22 protein-coding genes and 6 tRNA genes are annotated in these 25,434 nt (G+C 67.7%); 21 read left to right on the top strand and 7 right to left on the bottom strand.

The genetic code is table 11. The features are described from left to right. The first annotated feature begins 4 nt into the window (after nucleotides 1–4). The 21 genes from PE066_RS10030 to fdxA all read left to right on the top strand — a co-directional run bounded on the left by PE066_RS10030 (nucleotide 5) and on the right by fdxA (nucleotide 20,140). A tRNA-Tyr gene (locus PE066_RS10030) sits at nucleotides 5–90 on the top strand. A 110-nt stretch (nucleotides 91–200) separates the two neighbouring features. Next, nucleotides 201–274 (top strand) — tRNA-Gly (locus PE066_RS10025). Between the two features lie 30 nt (nucleotides 275–304). Further along, nucleotides 305–379, top strand: a tRNA-Thr gene (locus PE066_RS10020). Nucleotides 380–419: 40 nt separating this feature from the next. Next, entirely contained in the window at nucleotides 420–1,610 is a 1,191-nt protein-coding gene (tuf, locus tag PE066_RS10015; RefSeq protein WP_271232854.1) for an elongation factor Tu, read from the top strand. Between the two features lie 66 nt (nucleotides 1,611–1,676). Further along, nucleotides 1,677–1,752: transfer RNA gene (locus PE066_RS10010), tRNA-Trp, on the top strand. Between the two features lie 111 nt (nucleotides 1,753–1,863). Further along, entirely contained in the window at nucleotides 1,864–2,244 is a 381-nt protein-coding gene (secE, locus tag PE066_RS10005) for a preprotein translocase subunit SecE (RefSeq protein ID WP_271236395.1), read from the top strand. An 18-nt stretch (nucleotides 2,245–2,262) separates the two neighbouring features. After that, the gene (gene nusG / locus PE066_RS10000; protein ID WP_271236549.1) at nucleotides 2,263–2,850 is read left to right on the top strand and encodes a transcription termination/antitermination protein NusG; all 588 of its coding nucleotides are present in this window, start codon (nucleotides 2,263–2,265) and stop codon (nucleotides 2,848–2,850) included. A 139-nt stretch (nucleotides 2,851–2,989) separates the two neighbouring features. Further along, a complete protein-coding gene (gene rplK, locus PE066_RS09995) occupies nucleotides 2,990–3,421 on the top strand; it encodes a 50S ribosomal protein L11 (RefSeq protein ID WP_271236394.1) in 432 nt (143 codons plus the stop codon). Then, nucleotides 3,422–4,117, top strand: a complete 696-nt coding sequence (rplA, locus tag PE066_RS09990; RefSeq protein ID WP_271236393.1) for a 50S ribosomal protein L1 — start codon at nucleotides 3,422–3,424, stop codon at nucleotides 4,115–4,117. A gap of 264 nt (nucleotides 4,118–4,381) precedes the next feature. Next, nucleotides 4,382–4,897 (top strand): 50S ribosomal protein L10, encoded by a 516-nt coding sequence (rplJ, locus tag PE066_RS09985; RefSeq protein ID WP_271236392.1) that lies wholly within the window; start codon nucleotides 4,382–4,384, stop codon nucleotides 4,895–4,897. A 42-nt stretch (nucleotides 4,898–4,939) separates the two neighbouring features. Then, on the top strand, nucleotides 4,940–5,317 hold the full coding sequence (gene rplL / locus PE066_RS09980) for a 50S ribosomal protein L7/L12 (protein ID WP_271236391.1): 378 nt from the start codon (nucleotides 4,940–4,942) through the stop codon (nucleotides 5,315–5,317). A 281-nt stretch (nucleotides 5,318–5,598) separates the two neighbouring features. Continuing rightward, nucleotides 5,599–9,711, top strand: coding sequence for a DNA-directed RNA polymerase subunit beta (gene rpoB, locus PE066_RS09975; protein WP_271236390.1), 4,113 nt, complete (start codon nucleotides 5,599–5,601; stop codon nucleotides 9,709–9,711). A 19-nt stretch (nucleotides 9,712–9,730) separates the two neighbouring features. Beyond that, complete coding sequence (gene rpoC / locus PE066_RS09970; protein WP_271236389.1) at nucleotides 9,731–13,957, top strand: DNA-directed RNA polymerase subunit beta'; 4,227 nt, start codon at nucleotides 9,731–9,733, stop codon at nucleotides 13,955–13,957. Nucleotides 13,958–14,028: 71 nt separating this feature from the next. Next, the gene (locus tag PE066_RS09965) at nucleotides 14,029–14,604 is read left to right on the top strand and encodes a LemA family protein (RefSeq protein ID WP_271236388.1); all 576 of its coding nucleotides are present in this window, start codon (nucleotides 14,029–14,031) and stop codon (nucleotides 14,602–14,604) included. Between the two features lie 21 nt (nucleotides 14,605–14,625). After that, nucleotides 14,626–15,954 (top strand): 16S rRNA (cytosine(967)-C(5))-methyltransferase RsmB, encoded by a 1,329-nt coding sequence (gene rsmB / locus PE066_RS09960; protein ID WP_271236387.1) that lies wholly within the window; start codon nucleotides 14,626–14,628, stop codon nucleotides 15,952–15,954. A gap of 34 nt (nucleotides 15,955–15,988) precedes the next feature. Continuing rightward, complete coding sequence (locus tag PE066_RS09955) at nucleotides 15,989–16,537, top strand: DUF4390 domain-containing protein (RefSeq protein ID WP_440480600.1); 549 nt, start codon at nucleotides 15,989–15,991, stop codon at nucleotides 16,535–16,537. After that, on the top strand, nucleotides 16,537–18,816 hold the full coding sequence (locus PE066_RS09950; RefSeq protein ID WP_271236385.1) for a sensor histidine kinase: 2,280 nt from the start codon (nucleotides 16,537–16,539) through the stop codon (nucleotides 18,814–18,816). Before PE066_RS09955 ends, PE066_RS09950 begins: the two co-directional genes overlap by 1 nt. Before the next feature lie 34 nt (nucleotides 18,817–18,850). Further along, nucleotides 18,851–19,561, top strand: coding sequence for a response regulator (locus PE066_RS09945; protein WP_271236384.1), 711 nt, complete (start codon nucleotides 18,851–18,853; stop codon nucleotides 19,559–19,561). Between the two features lie 19 nt (nucleotides 19,562–19,580). Further along, nucleotides 19,581–19,656, top strand: a tRNA-Phe gene (locus PE066_RS09940). 53 nt (nucleotides 19,657–19,709) lie between these two features. Next, a tRNA-Gly gene (locus PE066_RS09935) sits at nucleotides 19,710–19,785 on the top strand. Between the two features lie 22 nt (nucleotides 19,786–19,807). Beyond that, nucleotides 19,808–20,140: a ferredoxin FdxA gene (gene fdxA / locus PE066_RS09930; protein WP_271236383.1), complete on the top strand. Its 333-nt coding sequence runs from the start codon at nucleotides 19,808–19,810 to the stop codon at nucleotides 20,138–20,140. Between the two features lie 285 nt (nucleotides 20,141–20,425). Here fdxA and PE066_RS09925 read toward each other — a convergent pair whose 3' ends face one another. From PE066_RS09925 to PE066_RS09895, 7 genes are read right to left on the bottom strand one after another with little or no spacing between them, the layout of a single operon-like run. After that, nucleotides 20,426–20,983 carry a hypothetical protein gene (locus PE066_RS09925; RefSeq protein ID WP_271236382.1) on the bottom strand — a complete coding sequence of 186 codons (558 nt, stop codon included), beginning with the start codon at nucleotides 20,981–20,983 and terminating at the stop codon, nucleotides 20,426–20,428. A gap of 53 nt (nucleotides 20,984–21,036) precedes the next feature. Continuing rightward, nucleotides 21,037–21,666 carry an SCO family protein gene (locus tag PE066_RS09920; protein WP_271236381.1) on the bottom strand — a complete coding sequence of 210 codons (630 nt, stop codon included), beginning with the start codon at nucleotides 21,664–21,666 and terminating at the stop codon, nucleotides 21,037–21,039. After that, entirely contained in the window at nucleotides 21,666–22,127 is a 462-nt protein-coding gene (locus PE066_RS09915) for an RrF2 family transcriptional regulator (RefSeq protein ID WP_271236380.1), read from the bottom strand. The genes PE066_RS09920 and PE066_RS09915 overlap by 1 nt, the downstream gene beginning before the upstream one ends. Nucleotides 22,128–22,143: 16 nt before the next feature. After that, on the bottom strand, nucleotides 22,144–22,740 hold the full coding sequence (locus tag PE066_RS09910; RefSeq protein ID WP_271236379.1) for a c-type cytochrome: 597 nt from the start codon (nucleotides 22,738–22,740) through the stop codon (nucleotides 22,144–22,146). 15 nt (nucleotides 22,741–22,755) lie between these two features. Next, entirely contained in the window at nucleotides 22,756–23,358 is a 603-nt protein-coding gene (locus tag PE066_RS09905) for a cbb3-type cytochrome c oxidase subunit II (RefSeq protein ID WP_271236378.1), read from the bottom strand. Further along, on the bottom strand, nucleotides 23,348–24,994 hold the full coding sequence (locus PE066_RS09900) for a cbb3-type cytochrome c oxidase subunit I (RefSeq protein WP_271236377.1): 1,647 nt from the start codon (nucleotides 24,992–24,994) through the stop codon (nucleotides 23,348–23,350). Before PE066_RS09900 ends, PE066_RS09905 begins: the two co-directional genes overlap by 11 nt. Then, entirely contained in the window at nucleotides 24,994–25,389 is a 396-nt protein-coding gene (locus PE066_RS09895) for a group III truncated hemoglobin (protein ID WP_271236376.1), read from the bottom strand. The genes PE066_RS09900 and PE066_RS09895 overlap by 1 nt, the downstream gene beginning before the upstream one ends. Nucleotides 25,390–25,434: the final 45 nt, after the last annotated feature.

The following is a 25,434-nucleotide window of genomic DNA, read 5'->3' as shown; positions in this document are numbered from 1 at the left end:
CGCCGGAGGGGTGCCCGAGTGGCTAAAGGGGGCAGACTGTAAATCTGTTGGCTTACGCCTACGTTGGTTCGAATCCAACCTCCTCCACCAGGCTTCGATGAGAAGCCCGGCGATAGTGCAAGTGATCGAAGTGGCAGCGAAGAAGGAGCGTCCACCGGCTCGGCCGGTGGCACCGCCAGGGCCTAGGGACCACGCCCGTTGCGGGAGTAGTTCAATGGTAGAACCTTAGCCTTCCAAGCTAATGACGCGGGTTCGATTCCCGTCTCCCGCTCCACCGATCGGCTTGTGCCGGCGAAAAGATTTCGCCCTTGTGGCTCAGTGGTAGAGCACTCCCTTGGTAAGGGAGAGGTCGCGGGTCCGATTCCCGCCAAGGGCACCAGTTGAAGTGATCGTCAGTTCTTTTTTCGGAAGGCGAAAAAATGGCAAAAGGTAAATTCGAGCGCACCAAGCCGCACGTCAACGTGGGCACGATCGGCCACGTGGACCACGGCAAGACGACGCTGACGGCGGCGATCGCGACGGTGCTGTCGGCCAAGTTCGGCGGCGAAGCCAAGGCCTACGACCAGATCGACGCGGCGCCGGAAGAAAAGGCGCGCGGCATCACGATCAACACCTCGCACGTCGAGTACGAGACGGCGGCGCGCCACTATGCGCACGTGGACTGCCCGGGCCACGCCGACTACGTCAAGAACATGATCACCGGCGCTGCCCAGATGGACGGCGCCATTCTGGTGTGCTCGGCCGCCGACGGCCCGATGCCCCAGACGCGCGAGCACATCCTGCTGGCGCGCCAGGTGGGCGTGCCCTACATCATCGTGTTCCTCAACAAGTGCGACATGGTCGATGACGCCGAGCTGCTGGAGCTGGTGGAGATGGAAGTGCGCGAGCTGCTGAGCAAGTACGACTTCCCTGGCGACGACACCCCGATCATCAAGGGCTCGGCCAAGCTGGCGCTGGAAGGCGACAAGGGCGAGCTGGGCGAGCAGGCCGTGCTGAAGCTGGCCGAGGCGCTGGACACCTACATCCCGACGCCCGAGCGGGCCGTCGACGGCGCCTTCCTGATGCCGGTGGAGGACGTGTTCTCCATCTCCGGGCGCGGCACGGTGGTGACCGGCCGCGTGGAGCGCGGCATCGTCAAGGTCGGCGAGGAAATCGAGATCGTGGGCATCAAGGCCACGCAAAAGACCACCTGCACGGGCGTGGAGATGTTCCGCAAGCTGCTCGACCAGGGCCAGGCCGGCGACAACGTCGGCATCCTGCTGCGCGGCACCAAGCGCGAGGACGTCGAGCGCGGCCAGGTGCTGTGCAAGCCCGGCTCGATCAAGCCGCACACGCACTTCTCGGCCGAGGTGTACGTGCTGAGCAAGGACGAGGGCGGCCGCCACACGCCGTTCTTCAACAACTACCGCCCGCAGTTCTACTTCCGCACGACGGACGTGACCGGCTCGATCGAGCTGCCCAAGGACAAGGAAATGGTGATGCCCGGCGACAACGTGACGATCACCGTCAAGCTGATCGCCCCGATTGCCATGGAAGAAGGCCTGCGCTTTGCCATCCGCGAGGGCGGCAAGACCGTCGGCGCCGGCGTCGTCGCCAAGATCATGGAGTAAATGTGTGTTGGGGCTGGTCACGAAGCGCAGCGAGTGCCCGGTCCTCGACCGACTGGAAGACGCGGAAGGGGTATAGCTCAATTGGCAGAGCGTCGGTCTCCAAAACCGAAGGTTGGGGGTTCGATTCCCTCTGCCCCTGCCACCTGAGGGTGGCGGCCAAAGCCCTCCGGGTCTGACCCGAACCAAGCCCGTCCGAAGTGACGGGCTTCACCGTTCGTAGAGCGGTGGAAATCACAAGCAGGAACACGCCTTCATGGCTTCTTCGCAAGTTGAAACCGTCACCACTGGCGCCGACAAGGCCCGGCTCGGTGCGGCCGTCGCCCTGGTGATTGCCGGGCTGGCCGGCTACTACCTGCTGGGCCGCCAGGGCGCCGTCGCCCAATGGGGCGCGCTGGTGCTGGGCCTGGCTGCGGCGTTCGTGATCTTCATGACCTCCGAATCGGGCAAGGCTTTCGCCGCGTTCGGCCGCGATTCGTGGAAGGAAGTCAAGAAGGTCGTCTGGCCCACCCGCAAGGAATCCATCCAGATGACCGCCTACGTGTTCGGCTTCGTCGTGCTCATGGCGGCCTTCCTGTGGCTGACCGACAAGTCCCTCGAGTGGGCGATTTTCGACCTGGTCCTGGGCTGGAGGTAAGAGATGAGCGAAACCGAAATGCCCCGCAACGACGCCGCCGAGCCGGCCGCGCCGCCCGCCAAGCCGGTCAACCCCGACTTGCGCTGGTACGTCGTCCATGCCTACTCGGGCATGGAGAAATCCGTCGAGCGCAACATCCGCGAGCGCATCAACCGCGCCGGCATGCAGGACATGTTCGGCGAGATCCTGGTGCCCACCGAGGAAGTGGTCGAGATCAAGAACGGCCAGAAGCGCACGTCCGAGCGCCGCTTCTACCCCGGCTACGTGCTGGTGCAGATGGTGATGAACGACGACACCTGGCACCTGGTCAAGCACACCAACAAGGTGACCGGCTTCGTCGGCGGTGCCAAGAACCGCCCGGCCCCGATCTCCGAGGACGAGGTCGCCAAGATCCTCGGCCAGATGGAAGAGGGCGTGGAAAAGCCGCGCCACAAGGTCGAGTTCGTGGTCGGCGAGTACGTGCGCGTCAAGGACGGCCCGTTCACCGACTTCAACGGGACCGTCGAGGAAGTCAACTACGAGAAGAGCAAGGTGCGGGTGTCCGTCACCATCTTCGGCCGTGCCACGCCGGTCGAGCTCGAGTTCTCGCAAGTCGAAAAAACCTGAGGCAGGCCGGGGCTGCCCCGGCGCCTTCGCGTGGCGGCCCTCCGGCTCGCCGCCACGGTCAAGCAGTACCGAGCCGTCAACCCCGGGGAGCCGAGGCGTTCGCGTCCAGGCGTTTGCACCCGCAAGGAGTACCTGAACCATGGCGAAGAAGATCGTCGGTTTTGTCAAGCTGCAAGTGCCGGCTGGCAAGGCCAACCCGTCGCCCCCGATCGGCCCCGCGCTGGGCCAGCGCGGCCTGAACATCATGGAGTTCTGCAAGGCGTTCAACGCCCAGACCCAGGGTGTCGAGCCGGGCCTGCCGCTGCCGGTGGTGATCACCGCCTACGCGGACAAGAGCTTCACCTTTGTCATCAAGACGCCGCCGGCGACTGTGCTGATCAAGAAGGCGATCAAGCTGGACAAGGGCTCGGCCAAGGCGCATTCCGACAAGGTCGGCAAGATCACCCGCGCCCAGCTCGAGGAGATCGCCAAGACCAAGCTGAAGGACATGAACGCGGCCGACCTGGAAGGCGCGATCAAGACCCTGGCGGGCTCGGCCCGCTCGATGGGCGTCACCGTGGAGGGCGTGTAAATGGCCAAGCTGACCAAGAAGCAAAAAGCCCTGCAGGGCAAGGTGGACAGCACCAAGCTGTATCCGCTGGGCGAGGCCCTGGCCATCGTCAAGGAGGCCGCCACCGCCAAGTTCGATGAGTCGATCGACGTGGCCGTGCAACTGGGCATCGACGCCAAGAAGTCCGACCAGGTGGTGCGCGGCGCCGTCGTCATGCCCAATGGCACCGGCAAGACCAAGCGCGTGGCCGTGTTCGCCCAGGGCGCCAAGGCCGAGGAAGCCAAGGCGGCCGGCGCCGACGTGGTCGGCATGGACGACCTGGCGGCGCGCGTCAAGGCCGGCGACATGCCGTTCGACGTGGTGATCGCGGCCCCCGACGCGATGCGCGTGGTCGGCACGCTGGGCCAGATCCTCGGTCCGCGTGGCCTGATGCCCAACCCCAAGGTCGGCACGGTGACCCCCGACGTCGCCACGGCGGTGAAGAACGCCAAGGCCGGCCAGGTGCAGTTCCGCGTCGACAAGGCCGGGATCATCCACGGCACGATCGGCCGCCGCTCGTTCGACGCCGACAAGCTGCAGGGCAACCTGGCCGCGCTGATCGACGCGCTGAACAAGGCCAAGCCGGCCTCCAGCAAGGGCGTGTACCTGCGCAAGGTGGCGGTGTCCTCGACCATGGGCGTGGGCGTCCGGGTCGACACCCAGACCATCGCGAGCTAAAGAGATTCCGGCCGGGCCGAAAGGACCGGCCGGCATGGTGGGCTGCCGGCCCCGCGCAAGCGAAGTCCGGCAGGCCATCCAAGACCGCTGGCGCGCAGCAATGCGCTTAATCGGCGGCCGCCGGGGCAACCCGGCAGCCGGGCCAGCGCAGATGGCGATCCCGCCGAGAGAGAGTTGAGAAGTTCCCTCTGGGTTTGGTCGCTGCAGCAAAGGCGCGCCGCGCCGGCAAAACCGCCGAAGCGGCGCAATTGGAAGGAGTAGACCTTGAGTCTGAATCGCAGTGAGAAGCAAGCGGTCGTCGAAGAGGTGACCGGTCTCGCCGCCCAGGCCCAGACGCTGGTGTTGGCGGAGTACCGCGGCATCACGGTCGCCGACATGACGAGGCTGCGCAGCGACGCGCGCAAGCAGGGCGTGAGCCTGAGTGTTCTGAAGAACACGCTGGCCCGCCGTGCGGTGAGCGGCAGCAGCTTCGAAGTGGTGGCCGACCAGATGACCGGCCCGCTGATCTATGGCTTCTCCGTGGATGCCGTGGCCGCCGCCAAGGTGGTGGCCGATTTCGCGAAGACCAACGACAAGCTGGTCATCCGCGGCGGCGCCTTCGGAGGCAAGGCCCTGGACGTCAACGGCGTCAAGCAACTGGCGAGCATCCCGAGCAAGGAAGTGCTGCTGGCCCAGCTGTGCGGCCTGCTGATGTCGCCGATCTCGCGCACGGCCGTGGTGCTGGGCGCGCTGGCCGCCAAGAAGGGCGGCGGCGACGAAGCAGCCCCGGCGGCGGCCTGATCGGCCAGCGAACCAACCCCATTTTCTGAAGGAACACATCAAATGGCATTCGACAAAGACGCATTCCTGACCGCGCTGGACAGCATGACGGTCATGGAACTCAACGACCTGGTCAAGGCGATCGAAGAGAAGTTCGGCGTGAGCGCTGCCGCCATGGCCGCGCCTGCTGCCGGCGGTGGCGGCGCTGCCGCCCCGGCCGCCGAAGAGAAGACCGAGTTCACCGTGCAGCTGCTGGAAGCCGGCGCCAACAAGGTGTCGGTCATCAAGGCGGTGCGCGAGCTGACCGGCCTGGGCCTGAAGGAAGCCAAGGACCTGGTCGATGGCGCGCCGAAGGCTGTCAAGGAAGGCATTGCCAAGGCCGACGCCGAGGCCGCCAAGAAGAAGCTGGAAGAAGCCGGCGCCAAGGTCGAACTCAAGTAATTGCGTCCACCTGCCGAGGCTGGAGGCTCCCAAAGGGCCTCCAGCCTTTGGTGCTTATTGAGGCGTGGCCTGAATGCACCCGAAAGAGCTGGCCTAATTGAGGGTTCGCCAGTTTTTTCGAGTGTCTTCTGACCCCGACTGCAGAAGATGCCTTGGTTCGGGCCGTGTGCAATGCACGGCCGTCCGCCATGGTTGGTAGTGGCCAACCGGCCAAGCAACGCCCGTCCCCTCGCAGGGCCGGGCGCGTCAGTTGCGCAAGAGCTCAATAGCCCGGAGATCTCATGGCCTATTCTTATACCGAACGCAAGCGCATCCGCAAGAGCTTCGGCAAACGCGACAGCGTGCTGGACGTGCCGTACCTGCTGCAGATGCAGAAGGACGCGTACACCGCCTTCCTCCAAGCCGACGCTGCGCCTTCGAAGCGCACCGTCGAGGGCCTGCAGGCCGCCTTCGACGCGGCCTTCCCGATCGTCTCGCACAACGGCTTTGTCGAGATGAAGTTCATCGAATACAACCTGGCCAAGCCCGCGTTCGACGTGCGCGAGTGCCAGACCCGCGGCCTGACCTACGCCTCGGCCGTGCGCGCTCGGGTCCAGTTGATCATCTACGACCGCGAGTCCTCCACGCCGCAGTCCAAGGTGGTCAAGGAAGTCAAGGAGCAGGAGGTCTACATGGGCGAAGTGCCGCTCATGACCGACAAGGGCTCCTTCATCATCAACGGCACCGAGCGCGTGATCGTGTCGCAGCTGCACCGCTCGCCGGGCGTGTTCTTCGAGCACGACAAGGGCAAGACGCACAGCTCGGGCAAGCTGCTGTTCTCGGCCCGCATCATTCCCTACCGCGGCTCCTGGCTCGACTTCGAGTTCGACCCCAAGGACATCCTGTACTTCCGCGTCGACCGCCGCCGCAAGATGCCGGTGACGATCCTGCTCAAGGCGATCGGCCTGACGCCCGAGTCGATCCTGGCGAACTTCTTCGTCAACGACAACTTCCGCCTGATGGACAGCGGCGCGCAGATGGAGTTCGTGCCCGAGCGCCTGCGCGGCGAGGTGGCCCGCTTCGACATCACCGACAAGGCCGGCAAGGTCGTCGTCGCCAAGGACAAGCGCGTCACCGCGCGCCACACCCGTGAGCTGGAGCAGTCCGGCACCACTCACATCAGCGTGCCGGAGGACTTCCTGATCGGCCGCGTGGTGGCCCGCGCCGTCGTCGACCCCGACACCGGCGAGATCATCGCCAAGGCCAACGACGAGCTGACCGAGGCCCTGCTCAAGAAGCTGCGCAGCGCCCACGTGCAGGACCTGCAGGTGATCTACACCAACGAGCTCGACCAGGGCCCGTACATCAGCCAGACCCTGCGCATCGACGAGACCGCCGACGAATTCCAGGCGCGCGTGGCCATCTACCGCATGATGCGCCCCGGCGAGCCGCCCACCGAGGACGCGGTGCAGGCCCTGTTCCAGCGCCTGTTCTACAACCCGGATACCTACGACCTGTCGCGCGTGGGCCGCATGAAGTTCAACGCCAAGGTCGGCCGCGACGAGAGCACCGGCCCGATGGTGCTGACCAACGAGGACATCCTCGCGGTGGTCAAGATCCTGGTGGACCTGCGCAACGGCCGCGGCGAAGTCGACGACATCGATCACCTGGGCAACCGCCGCGTGCGCTGCGTCGGCGAGCTGGCGGAGAACCAGTACCGCACCGGCCTGGCCCGCATCGAGAAGGCCGTCAAGGAGCGCCTCGGCCAGGCGGAACAAGAGCCGCTGATGCCGCACGACCTGATCAACTCCAAGCCGATCTCCGCGGCGCTCAAGGAGTTCTTCGGGGCCTCGCAGCTGTCGCAGTTCATGGACCAGACCAACCCGCTGTCCGAGATCACGCACAAGCGGCGCGTCTCGGCGCTGGGCCCGGGCGGCCTGACGCGCGAGCGCGCCGGCTTCGAGGTGCGTGACGTGCACGTCACGCACTACGGACGGGTGTGCCCGATCGAGACGCCGGAAGGCCCGAACATCGGCCTGATCAACTCGCTGGCCCTGTACGCCCGCCTGAACGAGTACGGCTTCATCGAGACGCCGTACCGCCGCGTAGCCGACGGCAAGGTGACCGACGAGATCGACTACCTGTCGGCGATCGAAGAAGGCAAGTACGTGATCGCCCAGGCCAACGCGGTGCTGGACGAGCAGGGCCGTCTGACCGGCGACCTGGTGTCGGCCCGCGAGCGCGGCGAATCGATCCTGGTTTCGGCCGACCGCATCCAGTACATGGACGTGTCGCCGGCGCAGATCGTCTCGGTGGCGGCTTCGCTGGTGCCGTTCCTGGAGCACGACGACGCCAACCGCGCCCTGATGGGCGCCAACATGCAGCGCCAGGCGGTGCCCGTGCTGCGCCCGGAAAAGGCCTTTGTCGGCACCGGCATCGAGCGCGTGTCCGCGATCGACTCCGGCACCGTGGTCACGGCCAGCCGGGGCGGCGTGGTCGACTACGTCGATGCCACCCGCATCGTGGTGCGCGTCAACGACGCGGAAGCCCAGGCCGGGGAAGTCGGCGTCGACATCTACAACCTGATCAAGTACCAGCGTTCCAACCAGAACACCAACATCCACCAGCGGCCGATCGTCAAGCGCGGCGACAAGATCGCCAAGGGTGACGTCGTCGCCGACGGCGCCAGCACCGACCTGGGCGAGCTCGCGCTCGGCCAGAACATGCTGGTGGCGTTCATGCCCTGGAACGGCTACAACTTCGAGGACTCGATCCTGATCAGCGAGCGGGTCGTCGCCGACGACCGCTACACCTCGATCCACATCGAGGAGCTGGTGGTGATGGCGCGCGACACCAAGCTGGGTGCCGAGGAAATCACCCGCGACATCCCGAACCTGTCGGAGCAGCAACTGAACCGCCTGGACGAGAGCGGCATCATCTACGTGGGCGCCGAGGTCATGCCGGGTGACACGCTGGTGGGCAAGGTCACGCCCAAGGGCGAAACCACGCTGACGCCGGAAGAAAAGCTGCTGCGCGCCATCTTCGGCGAGAAGGCCTCCGACGTGAAGGACACGTCGCTGCGCGTCGACCAGGGCTCGCAGGGCACGGTGATCGACGTGCAGGTGTTCACCCGCGAGGGCATCCAGCGCGACAAGCGCGCCCAGCAGATCATCGACGACGAGCTCAAGCGCTTCCGCCTGGACCTGAACGACCAGCTGCGCATCGTCGAGGCCGACGCCTTCGACCGGATCGAGAAGCTGCTGGCCGGCAAGGTCGCCAACGGCGGCCCGCAGAAGCTGGCCCGCGGCAGCACGATCGACAAGGCCTACCTGCAGTCGATCGAGAAGTACCACTGGTTCGACATCCGCCCGGCCGACGATGACGTGGCCGCCCAGCTCGAGTCGATCAAGAACTCGATCGAGCAGCAGCGCCACAACTTCGACCTGGCTTTCGAGGAAAAGCGCAAGAAGCTCACGCAGGGCGACGAGCTGCCGGCCGGTGTGCTCAAGATGGTCAAGGTGTACCTGGCCGTCAAGCGCCGCCTGCAGCCCGGCGACAAGATGGCCGGCCGCCACGGCAACAAGGGCGTGGTGTCCAAGATCGTCCCGGTCGAAGACATGCCCTACATGGCCGACGGCACGCCGTGCGACATCGTGCTCAACCCGCTGGGCGTGCCTTCGCGCATGAACGTGGGCCAGGTGCTGGAAGTGCACCTGGGCTGGGCGGCCAAGGGCATCGGCCAGCGCATCGGCGACCTGCTGCAGCAGGAGGCCCGAATGGCCGAGCTGCGCAAGTTCCTGGACGAGCTGTACAACCGCTCCGGCCACAAGGAGGACATCGCCAGCCTGTCCGACGAGCAGGTACTGGAGATGGCCGGCGAGCTGGCCAAGGGCGTGCCGTTCGCCACGCCGGTGTTCGACGGCGCGTCCGAGACCGAGATCCGCAGCATGCTGCAGCTGGCGTTCCCGGACGAGGCGGCCCAGCGCAAGGGCCTGACCGCCACGCGCACCCAGGCGCACCTGTACGACGGCCGCACCGGCGACGCCTTCGAGCGCCCGGTCACCGTCGGCTACATGCACGTGCTCAAGCTGCACCACCTGGTGGACGACAAGATGCACGCCCGCTCCACCGGCCCGTACTCGCTGGTCACGCAGCAGCCGCTGGGCGGCAAGGCGCAGTTCGGCGGCCAGCGCTTCGGCGAGATGGAAGTGTGGGCGCTGGAAGCCTACGGCGCGGCCTACACGCTGCAGGAGATGCTGACCGTCAAGTCCGACGACGTGCAGGGCCGCACCAAGGTGTACGAGTCCATCGTCAAGGGCGAGCACGCCATCGACGCCGGCATGCCGGAGTCGTTCAACGTCCTGGTCAAGGAAATCAGGTCGCTGGGTCTCGACATGGAACTCGAGCGGTCTTAATTAGGGAAGGTAAAGAGCAATGAAATCGCTACTCGACCTGTTCAAGCAATTCACTCCGGACGAGCACTTCGATGCCATCAAGATCGGCATGGCCTCGCCGGAGAAGATCCGCTCTTGGTCCTTCGGTGAAGTCAAGAAGCCCGAGACGATCAACTACCGCACCTTCAAGCCGGAGCGCGACGGCCTGTTCTGCGCCAAGATCTTCGGCCCGATCAAGGACTACGAGTGCCTGTGCGGCAAGTACAAGCGCCTGAAGCACCGCGGCGTGATCTGCGAGAAGTGCGGCGTCGAAGTGACCCAGACCAAGGTGCGCCGCGAGCGCATGGGCCACATCGACCTGGCGGCGCCGTGCGCCCACATCTGGTTCCTGAAGTCGCTGCCTTCGCGCCTGGGCCTGGTGCTGGACATGACGCTGCGCGACATCGAGCGCGTGCTGTACTTCGAAGCCTACGTGATCACCGATCCCGGCATGACCCCGCTGAAGAAGTTCGGCATCATGTCCGAGGACGACTACGAGGCCAAGCGCAAGGAGCACGGTGACGAGTTCGTCGCCAAGATGGGCGCCGAGGGCATCAAGGACCTGCTGATGGGCATCGATCTCGACATCGAGATCGAGAAGCTGCGCGGCGACCTGACCGGCTCGGAAGTCAAGGTCAAGAAGAACGCCAAGCGCCTGAAGGTGCTGGAGGCCTTCAAGAAGTCGGGCATCAAGCCCGAGTGGATGGTGATGGACGTGCTGCCGGTGCTGCCGCCGGACCTGCGTCCGCTGGTGCCGCTGGACGGCGGCCGTTTCGCCACCTCCGACCTGAACGACCTGTACCGCCGGGTCATCAACCGCAACTCGCGCCTCAAGCGCCTGCTGGAGCTCAAGGCCCCCGAGATCATCGCGCGCAACGAAAAGCGCATGCTGCAGGAAGCCGTCGACTCCCTGCTGGACAACGGCCGCCGCGGCAAGGCGATGACCGGCGCCAACAAGCGCGCGCTGAAGTCGCTGGCCGACATGATCAAGGGCAAGAGCGGCCGCTTCCGCCAGAACCTGCTGGGCAAGCGCGTCGACTACTCGGGCCGCTCCGTGATCACGGTGGGCCCGACCCTGAAGCTGCACCAGTGCGGCCTGCCCAAGCTGATGGCGCTGGAGCTGTTCAAGCCGTTCATCTTCTCGCGCCTGGAGGCGATGGGCATCGCCACCACCATCAAGGCGGCCAAGAAGGAAGTGGAATCCGGCACCCCGGTGGTGTGGGACATCCTCGAAGAGGTGATCAAGGAGCACCCGGTCCTGCTGAACCGCGCCCCGACGCTGCACCGCCTGGGCATCCAGGCGTTCGAGCCGATCCTGATCGAGGGCAAGGCGATCCAGCTGCACCCCCTGGTGTGCGCCGCCTTCAACGCCGACTTCGACGGCGACCAGATGGCCGTGCACGTGCCGCTGTCGGTGGAAGCGCAGATGGAAGCCCGCACCCTGATGCTGGCCTCCAACAACGTGCTGTTCCCGGCCAACGGCGAGCCGTCCATCGTGCCGTCGCAGGACGTGGTGCTGGGCCTGTACTACACCACCCGCGAGCGCGTCAACGCCAAGGGCGAAGGCATGGTCTTCGCCGACGTCGGCGAAGTGCAGCGCGCGCTGGACGCCGGCATCGTCGAGCTGACGGCCAAGGTCGCCGTGCGGCTGACCGAATGGTCGAAGGACAAGGCCAACGGCGGCGACTTCGTCGCCTCCACCAGCCTGGTGGACACCACGGTCGGCCGTGCGCTGCTGTCGGAGATCCTGCCCAGGGGCCTGCCGTTCGCGCTGATCAACAAGGCGCTGAAGAAGAAGGAGATCAGCAAGCTGATCAACGCCTCCTTCCGCAAGTGCGGCCTGAAGGAAACCGTGGTCTTCGCCGACAAGCTGCTGCAGAACGGCTTCCGCCTGGCGACCAAGGCCGGCATCTCGATCGGCATCGACGACATGCTGGTGCCCCAGGAGAAGTACCGCATCATCGAGGACGCCGAAAAGGAAGTGAAGGACATCGAGCAGCAGTACGTCTCGGGCCTGGTCACCTCCGGCGAGCGCTACAACAAGGTGGTCGACATCTGGGGCAAGGCGGGCGACGCCGTGTCCAAGGTGATGATGGACCAGCTGCGCAAGGAAAAGACCACCGACCGCAACGGCCAGGAAGTGGAGCAGGAGTCGTTCAACTCCATCTACATGATGGCCGACTCCGGCGCCCGCGGCTCGGCCGCCCAGATCCGCCAGCTGGCGGGCATGCGCGGCCTGATGGCCAAGCCGGACGGCTCGATCATCGAGACCCCGATCACGGCCAACTTCCGCGAAGGCCTGAACGTTCTGCAGTACTTCATCTCCACGCACGGCGCCCGCAAGGGCCTGGCCGACACGGCGCTGAAGACCGCGAACTCGGGTTACCTGACGCGCCGCCTGGTCGACGTGACGCAGGACCTTGTCGTGACCGAAGAGGACTGCGGCACCAGCGACGGCTCGCTGATGCGCGCCATCGTCGAGGGCGGCGAGGTGATCGAGTCGCTGCGCGACCGCATCCTGGGCCGTGTCGCGGCCGAGGACGTGCTGCACCCCGAAAACCGCCAGGTGGTCGTGCCCGCGGGCAGCATGCTGGACGAGGACGCGATCGAGGAGCTGGAAAGCGCCGGCGTCGACGAAGTCAAGGTCCGCACCGCGCTGACCTGCGCCACCCGCTTCGGCCTGTGCGCCAAGTGCTACGGCCGTGACCTCGGCCGCGGCGGCCTGGTCAACGTCGGCGAGGCGGTCGGCGTCATCGCCGCCCAGTCGATCGGCGAGCCCGGCACGCAGCTGACCATGCGCACCTTCCACATCGGCGGCGCCGCCTCGCGCGCGGCGATCGCCTCCAGCGTGGAAGCCAAGTCCAACGGCGTGATCGGCTTCAACAGCACGATGCGCTACGTGACCAACGGCAAGGGCGAGCTGGTGGTGATCGCCCGCTCCGGCGAGATCGTCATCCACGACGAGCACGGCCGCGAGCGCGAGCGCCACAAGGTGCCGTACGGCGCCACGCTGACGGTGAAGGCCGACCAGCAGGTCAAGGCCGGCACCATCCTGGCCAACTGGGATCCGCTGACCCGCCCGATCATCACGGAGTTCGCCGGCACGGTGAAGTTCGAGAACGTCGAGGAAGGCCTGACGGTGGCCCGCCAGGTCGACGAGGTCACCGGCCTGTCGACCCTGGTGGTGATCGACCCGAAGCGCCGCGGCTCGGCCAAGGTGGTGCGCCCGCAGGTCAAGCTGGTCGACGCGTCCGGCGCCGAGGTGAAGATCCCCGGCACCGACCACGCGGTGACCATCGGCTTCCAGGTCGGCGCCCTGATCCAGGTGCGCGACGGCCAGGACGTGGCGCCCGGCGAAGTGCTGGCCCGCATCCCGATCGAAGGCCAGAAGACCCGCGACATCACGGGCGGCCTGCCGCGCGTGGCCGAGCTGTTCGAGGCCCGCTCGCCCAAGGACAAGGGCATGCTGGCCGAGATGACCGGCACGGTGTCGTTCGGCAAGGAGACCAAGGGCAAGATCCGCCTGGTCATCACCGACCCCGAGGGCAACGAGTGGTCCGAGCTGGTGCCCAAGGAGAAGAACGTCCTGGTGCACGAGGGCCAGGTGGTCAACAAGGGCGAAAGCATCGTCGATGGCCCGGCCGACCCGCAGGACATCCTGCGCCTGCTGGGGATGGAGGAGCTGGCGCGCTACATCGTCGACGAAGTGCAGGACGTCTACCGCCTGCAGGGCGTGAAGATCAACGACAAGCACATCGAGGTGATCGTTCGCCAGATGCTGCGCCGCGTCGTGGTCGAGAACCCGGGCGAGTCGGGCTACATCGCCGGCGAGCAGGTCGAGCGCTCCGAGATGCTGGACACCAACGACGCGCTGCGCGCCGACAGCAAGATCCCGGCCACCTACAGCAACCTGCTGCTGGGCATCACCAAGGCCTCGCTGTCCACCGACTCGTTCATCTCCGCGGCGTCCTTCCAGGAAACCACGCGCGTGCTGACCGAGGCGGCGATCATGGGCAAGCGCGACGAGCTGCGCGGCTTGAAGGAGAACGTCATCGTCGGCCGCCTGATCCCGGCGGGCACCGGCATGGCCTACCACCAGGCCCGCAAGGCCAAGGATGCGATGGACGAGGCCGAGCGCCGCGCCATTGCCGACGCCGAGGCGGCGGAGCTGGCCGGCGTGACGGCCGAAGCCGGTGGCCCGGAGGCCGAAGCCGGCCCGACCGAGTAAGCGCTGCGCTTCACTAAACTGGGCGCCCCATCCGCACGCGCGGCTGGGGCGCCTTATTTTTTGTGGCACGCATGTCCAACTCCATCCTCTCCTGGGTCGCCGCCGCGATGCTGCTGTTCTGGGCCGTGGGCGCCTACAACCGGCTGGTGCGCCTGCGCGGCGATGCCGGCGCCAGCTTCGCGGCGCTGGACGCCGAACTCACGCGCCAGGTGCAACTGGTGCGGCAACTGCTGCCCGACGACGGCGAGCATCCCGCCTCGCTCTTCGACGGCACCGAAGCTTCGTTCTGGGGCGGTCTGCAGGGCGCGGCCGCGCAACTGGAGGCGGCGCTGCTCTCGGCTCGCCACAAGCCGCTGCAGCCCGAGCGCATCGCCGCGCTGGCGGCGGCCCAGTCGGTCCTGGCCATGACCTGGGAGCGCGCCGAGCGCGAGGACGCGCACGACCTGGCGGGGCCACGGCTGCCGGAGTCGCTCACCCTGCGCCGGGCGCACATGGCCACGCAATGCGCGGCCGCGGCCGCGCACTTCACGCAGTCGGTCGATGCGTACAACCAGGCGATCCGGCAGTTTCCGGCGGTGCTGCTGGCCTGGGTGTTCGGCTTCCGCCCGGCGCGCGGGATCGAGGCCATGCCGGTCGCCACCGCCTGACCACCTTTCGGATCGACGGCCTTGTCCAACCTCCCCCTCTGGCGGCAACTTCAGGCCGCGGCCTCCATCGTGCGGGCCGTGCGCTCGGGCGAATCGGCGACGCCGGCCCTGGCGCGCGTGCCGGCCGAGTTGCGGCCGGCCGCGCAGGCGCTCGCCTTCCATGCCCTGCGGCATCTCGGCCGCGCCGAGGCGCTGCGGCGCCAGCTGGCGCGGCGCACCCCGCCGGCCGAAGCAGACGCCTTGCTGTGCACCGCGCTGGCGCTGGCCTGGCGCGAAGACGGCGCGCCCTACGAGCCCTTCACGCTGGTGGACCAGGCGGTGGAAGCGGTCAAGCGGTCGCCGGCGACGGCATCGCAAGCGGGCTTCCTCAATGCCTGCCTGCGCCGCTTCCTGCGCGAGCGCGAAGCGCTGGTCGCCGCCACCGACGCCGACCCGGTGGCGCGCTGGAACCATCCGGGCTGGTGGATCGAGCGTCTGCGCAAGGACCATCCGCAGCACTGGCAGTCGATCCTGCGCGCCGGCAGCAGCCCCCCGCCGATGACGCTGCGGGTGAATCCGCGCCGCGGCAGCCGGCCCGCGCTGCAGCAGGCCTGGCGCGAGGCGGGGATCGAAGCGGTCGAGGTCGGCGAGCAGGGTTTGGTGCTGGCCCGGCCGCGGCCGGTGCAGGAGATCCCGGGCTTCGGCGAAGGGCTGGTATCGGTGCAGGACGCGGCGGCGCAGCTCGCGGCACCCCTGCTGCTGGATGCGCTGCAGCCCGTGCCAGGCCAGCGCTTGCGCCTGCTGGACGCCTGCGCGGCGCCCGGCGGCAAGACCGCCCATTTGCTGGAGCTGGCCGATGCCGAGCTCACCGCGCTGGAAGTCGATCCGTCGCGCGCGGCCCGCATCGACGACACCTTGCAGCGGCTGGGCCTGTCGGCCCGCGTCGTCGCGGCCGATGCCGGCACGCCGGCCGACTGGTGGGATGGCCGGCCGTTCGATGGCATCCTGCTGGATGCGCCCTGCACCGCATCGGGCATCGTGCGCCGCCATCCCGACGCGCGCTGGCTGCGCCGGCCCGGCGACGTCGCGCGCCTGGCCGCGCAGCAGGACCGGCTGCTGCACGCGCTCTGGCCGCTGCTGCGACCCGGCGGCCGGCTGCTGTATTGCACCTGCTCGGTATTTCGCGAGGAGGGCGAACAGCGCATCCGGGCGTTTGTTGCACACAACAAAGCGGTCGTTTTGCGGCCTGCGCCGGGCCATTTGCTGCCCTCATCGGGCGGCGCAGCCGAAGGCGTCCGGGACAATCGATACGGTGATCACGACGGTTTCTTCTACGCCTTGCTGGAAAAGGGCCCCGACCCGGTGGCTTGAGCGCGGCTGGCGCGCAATCGCGCTCGTGCTGGCGCTGGCCCTGGCGGCTGCGCTGGCCCGGGCCGAGATGGCGGAAGTCACGCAGCTGCGGCTGGAGCGCTCCGACGAGGGCGTGCTGCTGAGTGCCAACGTGCGTTTCGAGTTGCCGCCGCCGGTGGAGGATGCGCTGCTCAAGGGCATCCCGATGTTCTTCGTGGCCGACGCCGCGTTGCTGCGCGATCGCTGGTACTGGTACGACAAGCAGGTGGCGGGAGCCTCGCGCTACATGCGGCTGTCCTACCAGCCGCTGACCCGGCGCTGGCGGCTGCAGGTCTCGCCCACGCCGATCGGCAGCGCCGGGCTGGCGCTGGGCCAGAGCTTCGACAGCCAGGAAGAGGCGATGTCGGCGGTGCAGCACATCTCGCGCTGGAAGATCGCCGAGCTGGCCGACCTGGAGCCGGAGGCGCGCTACAGCGTGGATTTCCGCTTCCGGCTGGACGTGTCGCAATTGCCCCGGCCGTTCCAGATCGGCGCCGTCGGCCAGTCCGACTGGAGCCTGGCCGCCACGCGCACCCAGCGCCTGGCCCTGGAGAATCTGCGCTGATGGACCCGCAGGCCTCGGCACCCCCCAAGCCGGCGTTCGGCAGCCAGCGCGCGTTGCGCTGGGCCTTGCTGGTGGGCGCCGCGGTGGTCACCGCCATCGCGATCGTGCTGCTGTTCCTGCTGACCCAGGCCACCGGCAACCGCGAGCTGTACGAGCGCAACTACGGGCGCCTGTTCGCGCTGAACATGGTGGTCGCCGGGCTGCTGCTGCTGGTGATCGGCTGGGTGGCGGTGCGGCTGGTATCGCGGCTGCGCCGCGGCAAGTTCGGCAGCCGCCTGCTGGTGAAGCTGGCCGCCATCTTCGCGCTGGTCGGCTTCCTGCCCGGCCTGCTGATCTACACGGTGTCCTACCAGTTCGTCTCGCGCTCGATCGAGAGCTGGTTCGACGTCAAGGTCGAAGGCGCGCTGGACGCGGGCCTGAGCCTGGGCCGCTCCACACTCGACACGCTGGCCGCCGACTTGGCCAACAAGACGCGCATCGCCGCCGCCCAGCTGGCCGAGGTGCCCGACACCTCGGCGCCGCTGGCGCTCGAGCGGCTGCGCGAGCAACTGGCCGCCAACGACCTGATCCTGTGGGCCGGCAACGGCCAGCTGGCGGCCAGCGCCGGCCAGTCGCGCTTCCTGCTCAACCCCGAGCGGCCGACCCCTCAGCAGGTGCGCGCGGCCCGCAACCAGCGCTCCATGGCGGTCATCGAGGGGCTGGAGGACGCCAGCCCGGGCGCCGTCAGCCAGGCCCGCATCAAGGCGTTGGCGGTGGTGCCCACCGGCCTGGGGCTGACCGGCGAGCCGCGCCTGCTGCAGGCCACGCAAGGCCTGCCGCCGACCCTGGTGGGGAACGCGGTGGCGGTGCAGGAGGCCTATCGCGAGTACCAGGAACGGGCGCTGGCGCGCGAAGGCCTGCGCCGCATGTACATCGGCACGCTGACGCTGAGCCTGTTCCTGGCCGTGTTCGGGGCGGTCTTCCTGGCGGTGCTGCTGGGCAACCAGCTGGCGCGGCCGCTGCTGCTGCTGGCCGCCGGCGTGCGCGAAGTGGCGGCCGGCGACCTGTCGCCCAAGCCGGTGCTGCTGGGCAAGGATGAACTGGGCGGGCTGACCCGCTCCTTCGCCGAGATGACCCAGCAGCTCTCCGATGCGCGCGCGGCCGTCAACCAGAGCATGGTGCAGGTCAACGCGGCCCGGGCCCACCTGCAGACCATCCTGGACAACCTCACCGCCGGCGTGATCGTGCTGGACGAGCAGGGCCGCATCGACACCGCCAACCCGGGTGCCGCCCGCATCCTGCGCGTGCCGCTGGCCGAGCACCTGGGCCAGCCGCTGGCCGGCGTACCGGGCCTGCAGGCCTTCGGCGCGGCGGTGCTGGCCCAGTTCGGGGACTTCATCAACGAGCAGCGCCCGCAGGGGCCGAACCACTGGCAGCAATCGTTCGAGCTCAACCCGGCCCAGGTCGATTCGCCGGCGCAGAGCTCGGCCATCACGCTGGTGGCGCGCGGTGCGCTGATGCCGGGCGACGAGCCCGGCACCACGGCCCGGCTGGTGGTGTTCGATGACATCTCGGAGATCGTGTCGGCGCAGCGGGCCCAGGCCTGGGGCGAGGTGGCGCGCCGGCTGGCGCACGAGATCAAGAACCCGCTGACCCCGATCCAGCTCTCGGCCGAGCGCCTGGCGCACAAGCTGGACGCCAAGGTGGCCGAGCCCGAGCGGGCGGTGCTGCGCAAGTCGGTGCAGACCATCGTCGATCAGGTCGATGCGATGAAGCGCCTGGTGAACGAATTCCGCGACTACGCGCGGCTGCCGGCGGCTGAACTCAAGCCGGTGGACCTGAACGGTCTGCTCGCCGACGTGCTGCACCTGTACGCGCGCGAAGGCGAGTCGGCCGCGGGCTCCCAGGTGCCGGTGCGCGCCGAGATCGATCCGGCCTGCCCGCGCATCCTGGGCGATGCCCAGCAGCTGCGCCAGGTGATCCATAACCTGCTGCAGAACGCGCAGGACGCCACCGAAGGCTCGGCAGGGCAGGAGGTGGTGGTGCGCACGCAGTGGAACGCGACCAGCCGGCGGGTACGGCTGGTGGTGCAGGACAGCGGCACCGGGTTCCCGGAGCACATCCTCAAGCGCGCCTTCGAGCCTTACGTCACGACCAAGGACAAGGGCACGGGGCTGGGGCTGGCGGTGGTCAAGAAGATCGCCGACGAGCATGGCGCCCGCATCGACGTGAAGAACCGGCTGGAGGAGGGCGCCGTTGTCGGGGCCCAAGTCTCGGTATCATTTGCAGTTGCGGCCTGACAACACTTCGATGGGGCTGCGCTCCGAAAGCAACATGGCAAACATTCTGGTGGTGGACGACGAACTGGGGATCCGGGACCTGTTGTCCGAGATCCTCAACGACGAAGGCCACACGGTCGAGTTGGCGCAGAACGCCGCCCAGGCCCGCACGGCGCGCGCTACCGCCCGGCCCGACCTGGTGCTGCTGGACATCTGGATGCCCGATACCGACGGCGTCACGCTGCTCAAGGAATGGTCCAGCACCGGCCAGCTGACCATGCCGGTGATCATGATGAGCGGCCACGCCACCATCGAGACGGCGGTCGAGGCCACCAAGATCGGCGCCCAGTCGTTCCTGGAAAAGCCGATCACGCTGCAGAAGCTGCTCAAGTCGGTGGAGGCGGCGCTCACGCGCGAGAGCGCCGGCGGCAACGGCCCGGTGCTGCGGCCCAAGCCCGGCCCCGGCTACGTCTCGCCGCCGGCCGTCATGGCCGAACTCACCGTGGAAGCCGCCATGACCGGCGGGCAGACCATTCCGGCGCCGGTGGAGATGGGGCCGCAGGCGCGGCAAGTCTTCGAGCTGGACAAGCCCTTGCGGGACGCCCGGGACGAATTCGAGAAGAGCTACTTCGAGTTCCACCTGGCCAAGGAAGGCGGCTCCATGACCCGCGTGGCCGAGAAGACGGGACTCGAGCGCACCCACCTCTATCGCAAGCTCAAGCAGCTGGGGGTGGACCTCTCGCGCGGCAAGCGCACCGGAGCCTAGGCTATAATCGCCGGCTCACGGCCCGGTAGCTCAGTTGGTAGAGCAGCGGATTGAAAATCCGCGTGTCGGTGGTTCGATTCCGCCCCAGGCCACCAGATCCAAGGAAAGCCCTTGATCTAACGATCAGGGGCTTTTTCTTCGGCACCCCGCGGGAATAGCTCAGTTGGTAGAGCGCAACCTTGCCAAGGTTGAGGTCGAGAGTTCGAGACTCTTTTCCCGCTCCATTTCTTGCAAGCTCGAACACAGATGGCGTTTGTCGTCACCGAGAGCTGCATCCAGTGCAAGTACACGGACTGCGTCGCAGTGTGTCCGATGGACTGCTTCCTGGAGGGGCCCAACTTCCTGGTCATCCACCCGGACGAATGCATCGATTGCTCCATGTGCGTGCCGGAGTGCCCCGTGGGCGCCATCGCCGCGGAGCACGAAGTGCCCACCGGGCAGGAGGCATTCGTCGAGATCAACCGGCGGATCGCGCAGTCCGGAAAGTGGCCGCGCCTCAGCCGACGCAAGGCGCCGCTGCCCGGACACGAGGACGCTGCGCGGTTGGTAGCCAAGCGCCATTTGCTGGAAGAAGGGTGAATCGTCCGGCCATGGGCCTGCGCAGCAAATAGCCGAGTCATGGCTCGGCGACGCGACCCGTCAGCAACACCCCTGCCGCATCTCTTCGATTTCTTGCCTTCGGCACGTGGGGTGGCCCGAAAGAACTAGCTACTTGCGCATGCCGCGCGCACAATGGGCAAGACACTCTGGGTGGCAAGCCATGAACAGGTTCTGGGCGCGCTTTGCACCGCTCCTGCTGGAGTCGGAGCCCTTGGCGGCCGGCATCGCGGGTGCTGCGCTGCTGCTGGCGATCTGGCTATTCGGCTACTGAAGCTGGCGCTTCGGTGCGGCTTGGCGTGACAGCAGCCGGCCGGCCTGGATCAGCCATGTGATCGCAGTCAGGGCACAGGCGACGATTAACCCTTTTCCAACCGTCACCTGATCGTCCAGCAGGTACGCATTGCACAGCCGCAGCGGCGATTCGATGAACAGATAGCCGGCCATGACCGTCATGGGCAGCGTGTTGCCCAGGAAGAAGACCTGCCCGAGCAGCCCGGCCCGGCTCCACGAAAGCCGCAACGCACCCCCGGTGGCCAGCAGCGCCAGCCACTTGGCGATCTCGAATCGCAGGTCCACCCATGCCAGGTCCAGCCAGCGCGGGATCATCAGCAGCGCGAGCAGCAACGCAACGGCCAGCAGACCGGTGAGGCCATGCGCGTTCCAGCGCTGCAGCCGTGCGGTGGCCCGCGGCCCCAGTTCACCGGCCAGCAGGTAGCCGCCCAAGACCACCAGCGGGAATTGCACCAGCATGTGCAGGCTCATGCTGGCCTCCATCCAGCGCCGCAGCGGCGTGAAGGCCAGCAGGGCCAGCGCGATCACCACGATGACCGGTCGCCACTCGCACAGGAAAGGCGGACGGGAAGCGCCCACTGGATTCACAGTTCGCCGCCGGCCGCCAGGTGTCGCGCATAGTCCAGCGCCAGCTGCTGCTCGGCGATGTCGAAGATGCGCACCAGCCGCCCTTGCGCATCCACCACCAGCAGCGCGGCGTTGTGCTGGAAGTCACCCCGGCCGTCGGGCACGATCACCACCTGGAAGCGGTCCAGCACGCGTTGCAGCTCCGGCTCGCCGGGCACGCGCACGAAGCGCCACACGGCGGGATCGGCTTTCATCCGCTTTGCATGCGAGAGCAGCTGCTCCACCGTATCGCGCTGCGGATCGAAGCTCACGGAGAGCAGGCGCACCCCGGTGTCCTTGCCGGTGGCTTGCAACGCGGCCTGCATCTGCTGGTACGTGTTGCCCAGCGAAAGGCACAGGCTCTCGCAATGGGTGTAGATGAAATCGACGATGGTGACCTGCTGGCCGCCGGCCAGCAGGTCGTGCAGGTCGCGCGCCGCCACGCCCGGGCCCTGCACCGGCACGGCGGGCACATCGATCGGCCGTTGCAGCACCTCAAGCCTTCGCGCGCCTTCGGCGGTCCACACCTGGAAGCCGTGCGTGAGCCAGCCGGCGCCGAGCCCGGCGCCCAGTAGCAGAACGGCGCAGGCGAAGGCGGTGCGCAGCATCAGGTTGCCTTCACCATCGCCTTCGCAGGCGGGTGCATGCGGATGGGCCTGGACGCGCCGGGCGCCGGCGGCAGTATGTCGGCCAACGTGTGCGAGTCCAGGTGCTCCATGAACTGGCGCAGCGCGCCATCCATCACGCCGGTCAGCTCGCAACTGCCGGTGAGCGAACAGGTGTTGCCGGTGGAGAAGCACTCGACGATGAAGAAATCCGGCTCCATGGTGCGCACCACGCCGCCCAGCGGGATCTGCCCTGGCGGCCGCGCCAGCCGGATGCCGCCGCCCTTGCCGCGCGTGGTGCCCAGCCACCCCGCCAGCGCGAGCTGGTGGGTGATCTTCATCAGGTGGGTCTCGGAGATGCCGTACGCACCGGCCACCTCGGCGATGGTGCAAAGCCGGTCCGGCTGCTGCGCCACGTACATCAGCAGCCGGATGGCGTAATCGGTCATGCGCGCCAGTCGCATCGCGTTCCCTCGCGCTTCAGCCGCCGCCGGCCAGCGCCTTCAGCTCGGCGCCGCCGTCGAAGGGCTTGTCGCGCACGCTGGCCTTGCGTTCGGTGGCGAACAGGGCGGCTTCGACGGACTCCGCCTTGTTCGACCAGTTGGATCGCACGTAGCTGGCGACGGCCGCCAGTTCGGCGTCGCCCAATTGCGCAAATGACGGCATCGCGCCCTTGTAGCTGGTGCCCTTGACCGTCAGCTCGCCGGTGATGCCGTGCAGCAGGATGTTGGCCAGCACGCGTGGCTGACCGTTGACCCATTCGGAGCCGTCCAGCGGCGGGAACACGTTGGGCAGGCCGGCCCCGCTGGCCTGGTGGCAGCCCACGCAGTTGGCGGTGTAGACCTGCTTGCCATCGACGGCGGCGCCGGCCGGTGGGCCGGAGAGGTCGGCCATCGTGCGCTGGTCGCCCAGTGCCGGCGCGCCGAACGGCTCCGACAACAGGATGTAGCCGGCGCCGGCCAGCACCATGGCCAGCGTGATGCCGGCCACGATCAGCGGAATGGGATGGCTGCGTTCGGTGGGGTCGGCTTGTTCGCGCAATTGCTGCGGCGTCGGAGCGGGGGCTTGGGTGGCCATGTATTTCCTCCTCGATCAGCGCGCAGCCGGCGCGGGCAGCACCGGGTAGGTGTGGTTCAAACCCTGCAAATACTTCACCAGGTCCAGCGCCTCGGGCGTGGGCACCACCACCTGGTCGATGCGCGGGCCGTAGCCGGGCGGCAGGGTGATCGGCTGGTCGCCTTCGCGCCTGGCCTCTTCGGCGTCCTTGATGCGGAACAGGTAGGGGTAGGCCGGCATGATCGAGTCCGGCACATAGGCGCGCGGCTGGTACAGGTGCCCCAGGTGCCAGTCCTTGCTGGGCTGGCGCGCGCCGATGTTGAACAGGTCGGGCCCAGTGCGCATGCTGCCCAGCAGGTGCGGCTTGTCGTAGTAGTAGTCGCCGGGCACCGAGGCGCGGCCCCAGCCGCGCTGCAGGTCGGGCCCGAGCCCGCGGTCGCGCGGCTGCTGGCTGTGGCAGTACACGCAGCCGTTGGCGATGTAGACCGCGCGCCCGCGCATTTGCGCATCGGTATAGGGCTTGAGCTTGGCCGGCGGCGTGATGTCGCGCGCCTGCACATAGGGCAGCACTACCAGCGCGGCGGTGGCGACGCCCAGAGCCACCATCGCACCGGCGGCGAGCTTGATCTCATTTTCCATACGCGGGTTCCAGCGGTTGGCGGGCGCCGAACAGCGCGGCGCCGGTGCGCATCGGGCCGAAGCGCAGCGCCATGGCCATGAAGTGGCCGACAAACACCAGGTGCGCCAGCAGCAGCAGGCCACCGCCGATCGAGCGCCACTGCAGGTAGGGAATGGTCAGCGTCACCGATTCCATGAAGGCGCGGGCCGGATCCAGCATCGCCAGTCCCTGCAGCCAGCCGCCGATGGTCAAAGAGGTGAAGTAGGTGCCGATGCCGATCGCCGACAGCCAGAAGTGCAGCGTGATCAGCCTGGGAAACGGCCATTCCCAGTTCAGCACGCGCGGCATCATGAAGTAGATGGCGCCGAACAGCACCATGCTGACGAAACCGTAGGCGCCCAGGTGCGCGTGGCCGACCGTGTAGTGCGTGAAGTGGGTCACGGCGTTGACGCTGCGCAGCGCCTCCATCGAGCCTTGCAGTGAGGACGCGAAATACATCAGGCCGCCGAACATCATGAAGCGAAGCGTCGGCGACCAGCGCGCCAGGTGCATGCGCCCCTGCAGCGTCAGCCCCATGTTGATCGAGAAGGCGACCACCGGGATCACCATCATCAGGCTCTGCACGATCGACAGCGTGACCAGCCAGCCGGGCACCGGCCCGCCGATCAGGTGGTGGCCGCCGACCTGGCCGTAGAAGAAGGCCAGCGTCCAGAAGCCCAGGATCGACAGGTTGTACGAGCGCACCGGCCGGCCGATGATCTTGGGCAGGAAGTAGTAGATCGCGCCCACGCTGACCGGCGTGAACCACAGGCCCAGCACGTTGTGGCCGAACCACCAGTTCATGGTGGCCTGCTGCACCCCGGTGTGCACGCCCGGCAGCTTGGCCACCAGGTACAGCAGCGTGATCCACAGCAGCCCCGCCACCATGTACCAGGCGCTCACGTACAGGTGCTCGGCCTTGCGGTTCACCAGTGTGAAGAGCACCGGCAGGATGATCAGCACGAAGCCGGCCACGATGAACAGGCCGGCCTGCCAGGGGATCTCCAGGTACTCCATGCCGTCGCTCCAGCCGGCGGCGATGGCGCCGATGCCGGCGGCGATGCCGGTGTTGATCAACGCCCCGCCCAGCAGGGTCCAGACGGCGCCGTGCAGGTGGGTGCGCAGCAGGCGCGGCAGCACCCACAGGATCATGCCGAGCGCGGCATTGGTGATCCAGCCGTACAGCACGGCCTGCAGGTGCACGGTGCGGATGCGCCCGAAGGTCAGCCAGGGCTGCTGCACCAGCCAGTCGGGCGTGTGCAGCTTGATCGAAGCGGTGAGTCCGGCCGTCGAGCCGAGCAGCAGCCAGAAGCAGGCGAAGGCCGCGAACATGAACACCGGGAACGCGGTGGACTGGTCGGCCCGCACGCGCGCCTGCAGGTCGCCGGCATCGGTGGCGGGCAGCGGTTCGGGGTGCGCCGCCTGCTGCAGCGAGCGCTGGCCTTCTTCGCGCAGCGCGGGATCGTCGACGCGGCCGACTTCGCCGCGCGCGAAGATCACCGAGGCGGCCGTCGGGTTCTCCACCAGCAGGCCCTGGCGCAGCGACCAGATGAAGACGAACAGGCCGATGATCGACAGCAGGAAGGCGCCCAGCAGGCTGATGACGGCGCTGTCCATCACGCCAGGCCCCCGGCCACGCTCATCCCGCGGCTGAGCCGCCAGCCGTACCACAGGCTGTCGGCGATGCGGTGCGCCAGCTCGTCGGCGCGTTGCTGCAGGGCCGGGTTGCCGAGCGCCGCCGTGGTGGCCGCGAACAGCGACAGCCAGCGCCGGAACAGCTCGGGGTTCAGTTCCGGCAGCGCCACGTGCTTGGGCATGGGCGTGCCGCGAAAGCGCGCGGTGCCGCGCAGCGCCGACGACCAGAAGTCGACCATCCTGGCCAGGTGCGGCGTCCAGTCCTGGATGTGGGCGTCGAACACCGGCCCGAGCAGCGGGTCTTGCCGGACCTTGGCATAGAAGTCATGGACCAGGCGTTGCACCTCGTCTTCGGTGCAGAGATCGGGACTGGGCATATGCGGGTTTCCTCGGGGCGGATTTTAAGATTCGTCAAAGAGTCA

Source organism: Ramlibacter tataouinensis, assembly GCF_027941915.1.
GTDB lineage: Bacteria > Pseudomonadota > Gammaproteobacteria > Burkholderiales > Burkholderiaceae_C > Ramlibacter > Ramlibacter tataouinensis_C.
This window is presented reverse-complemented; position numbering and strand designations above follow the sequence as displayed.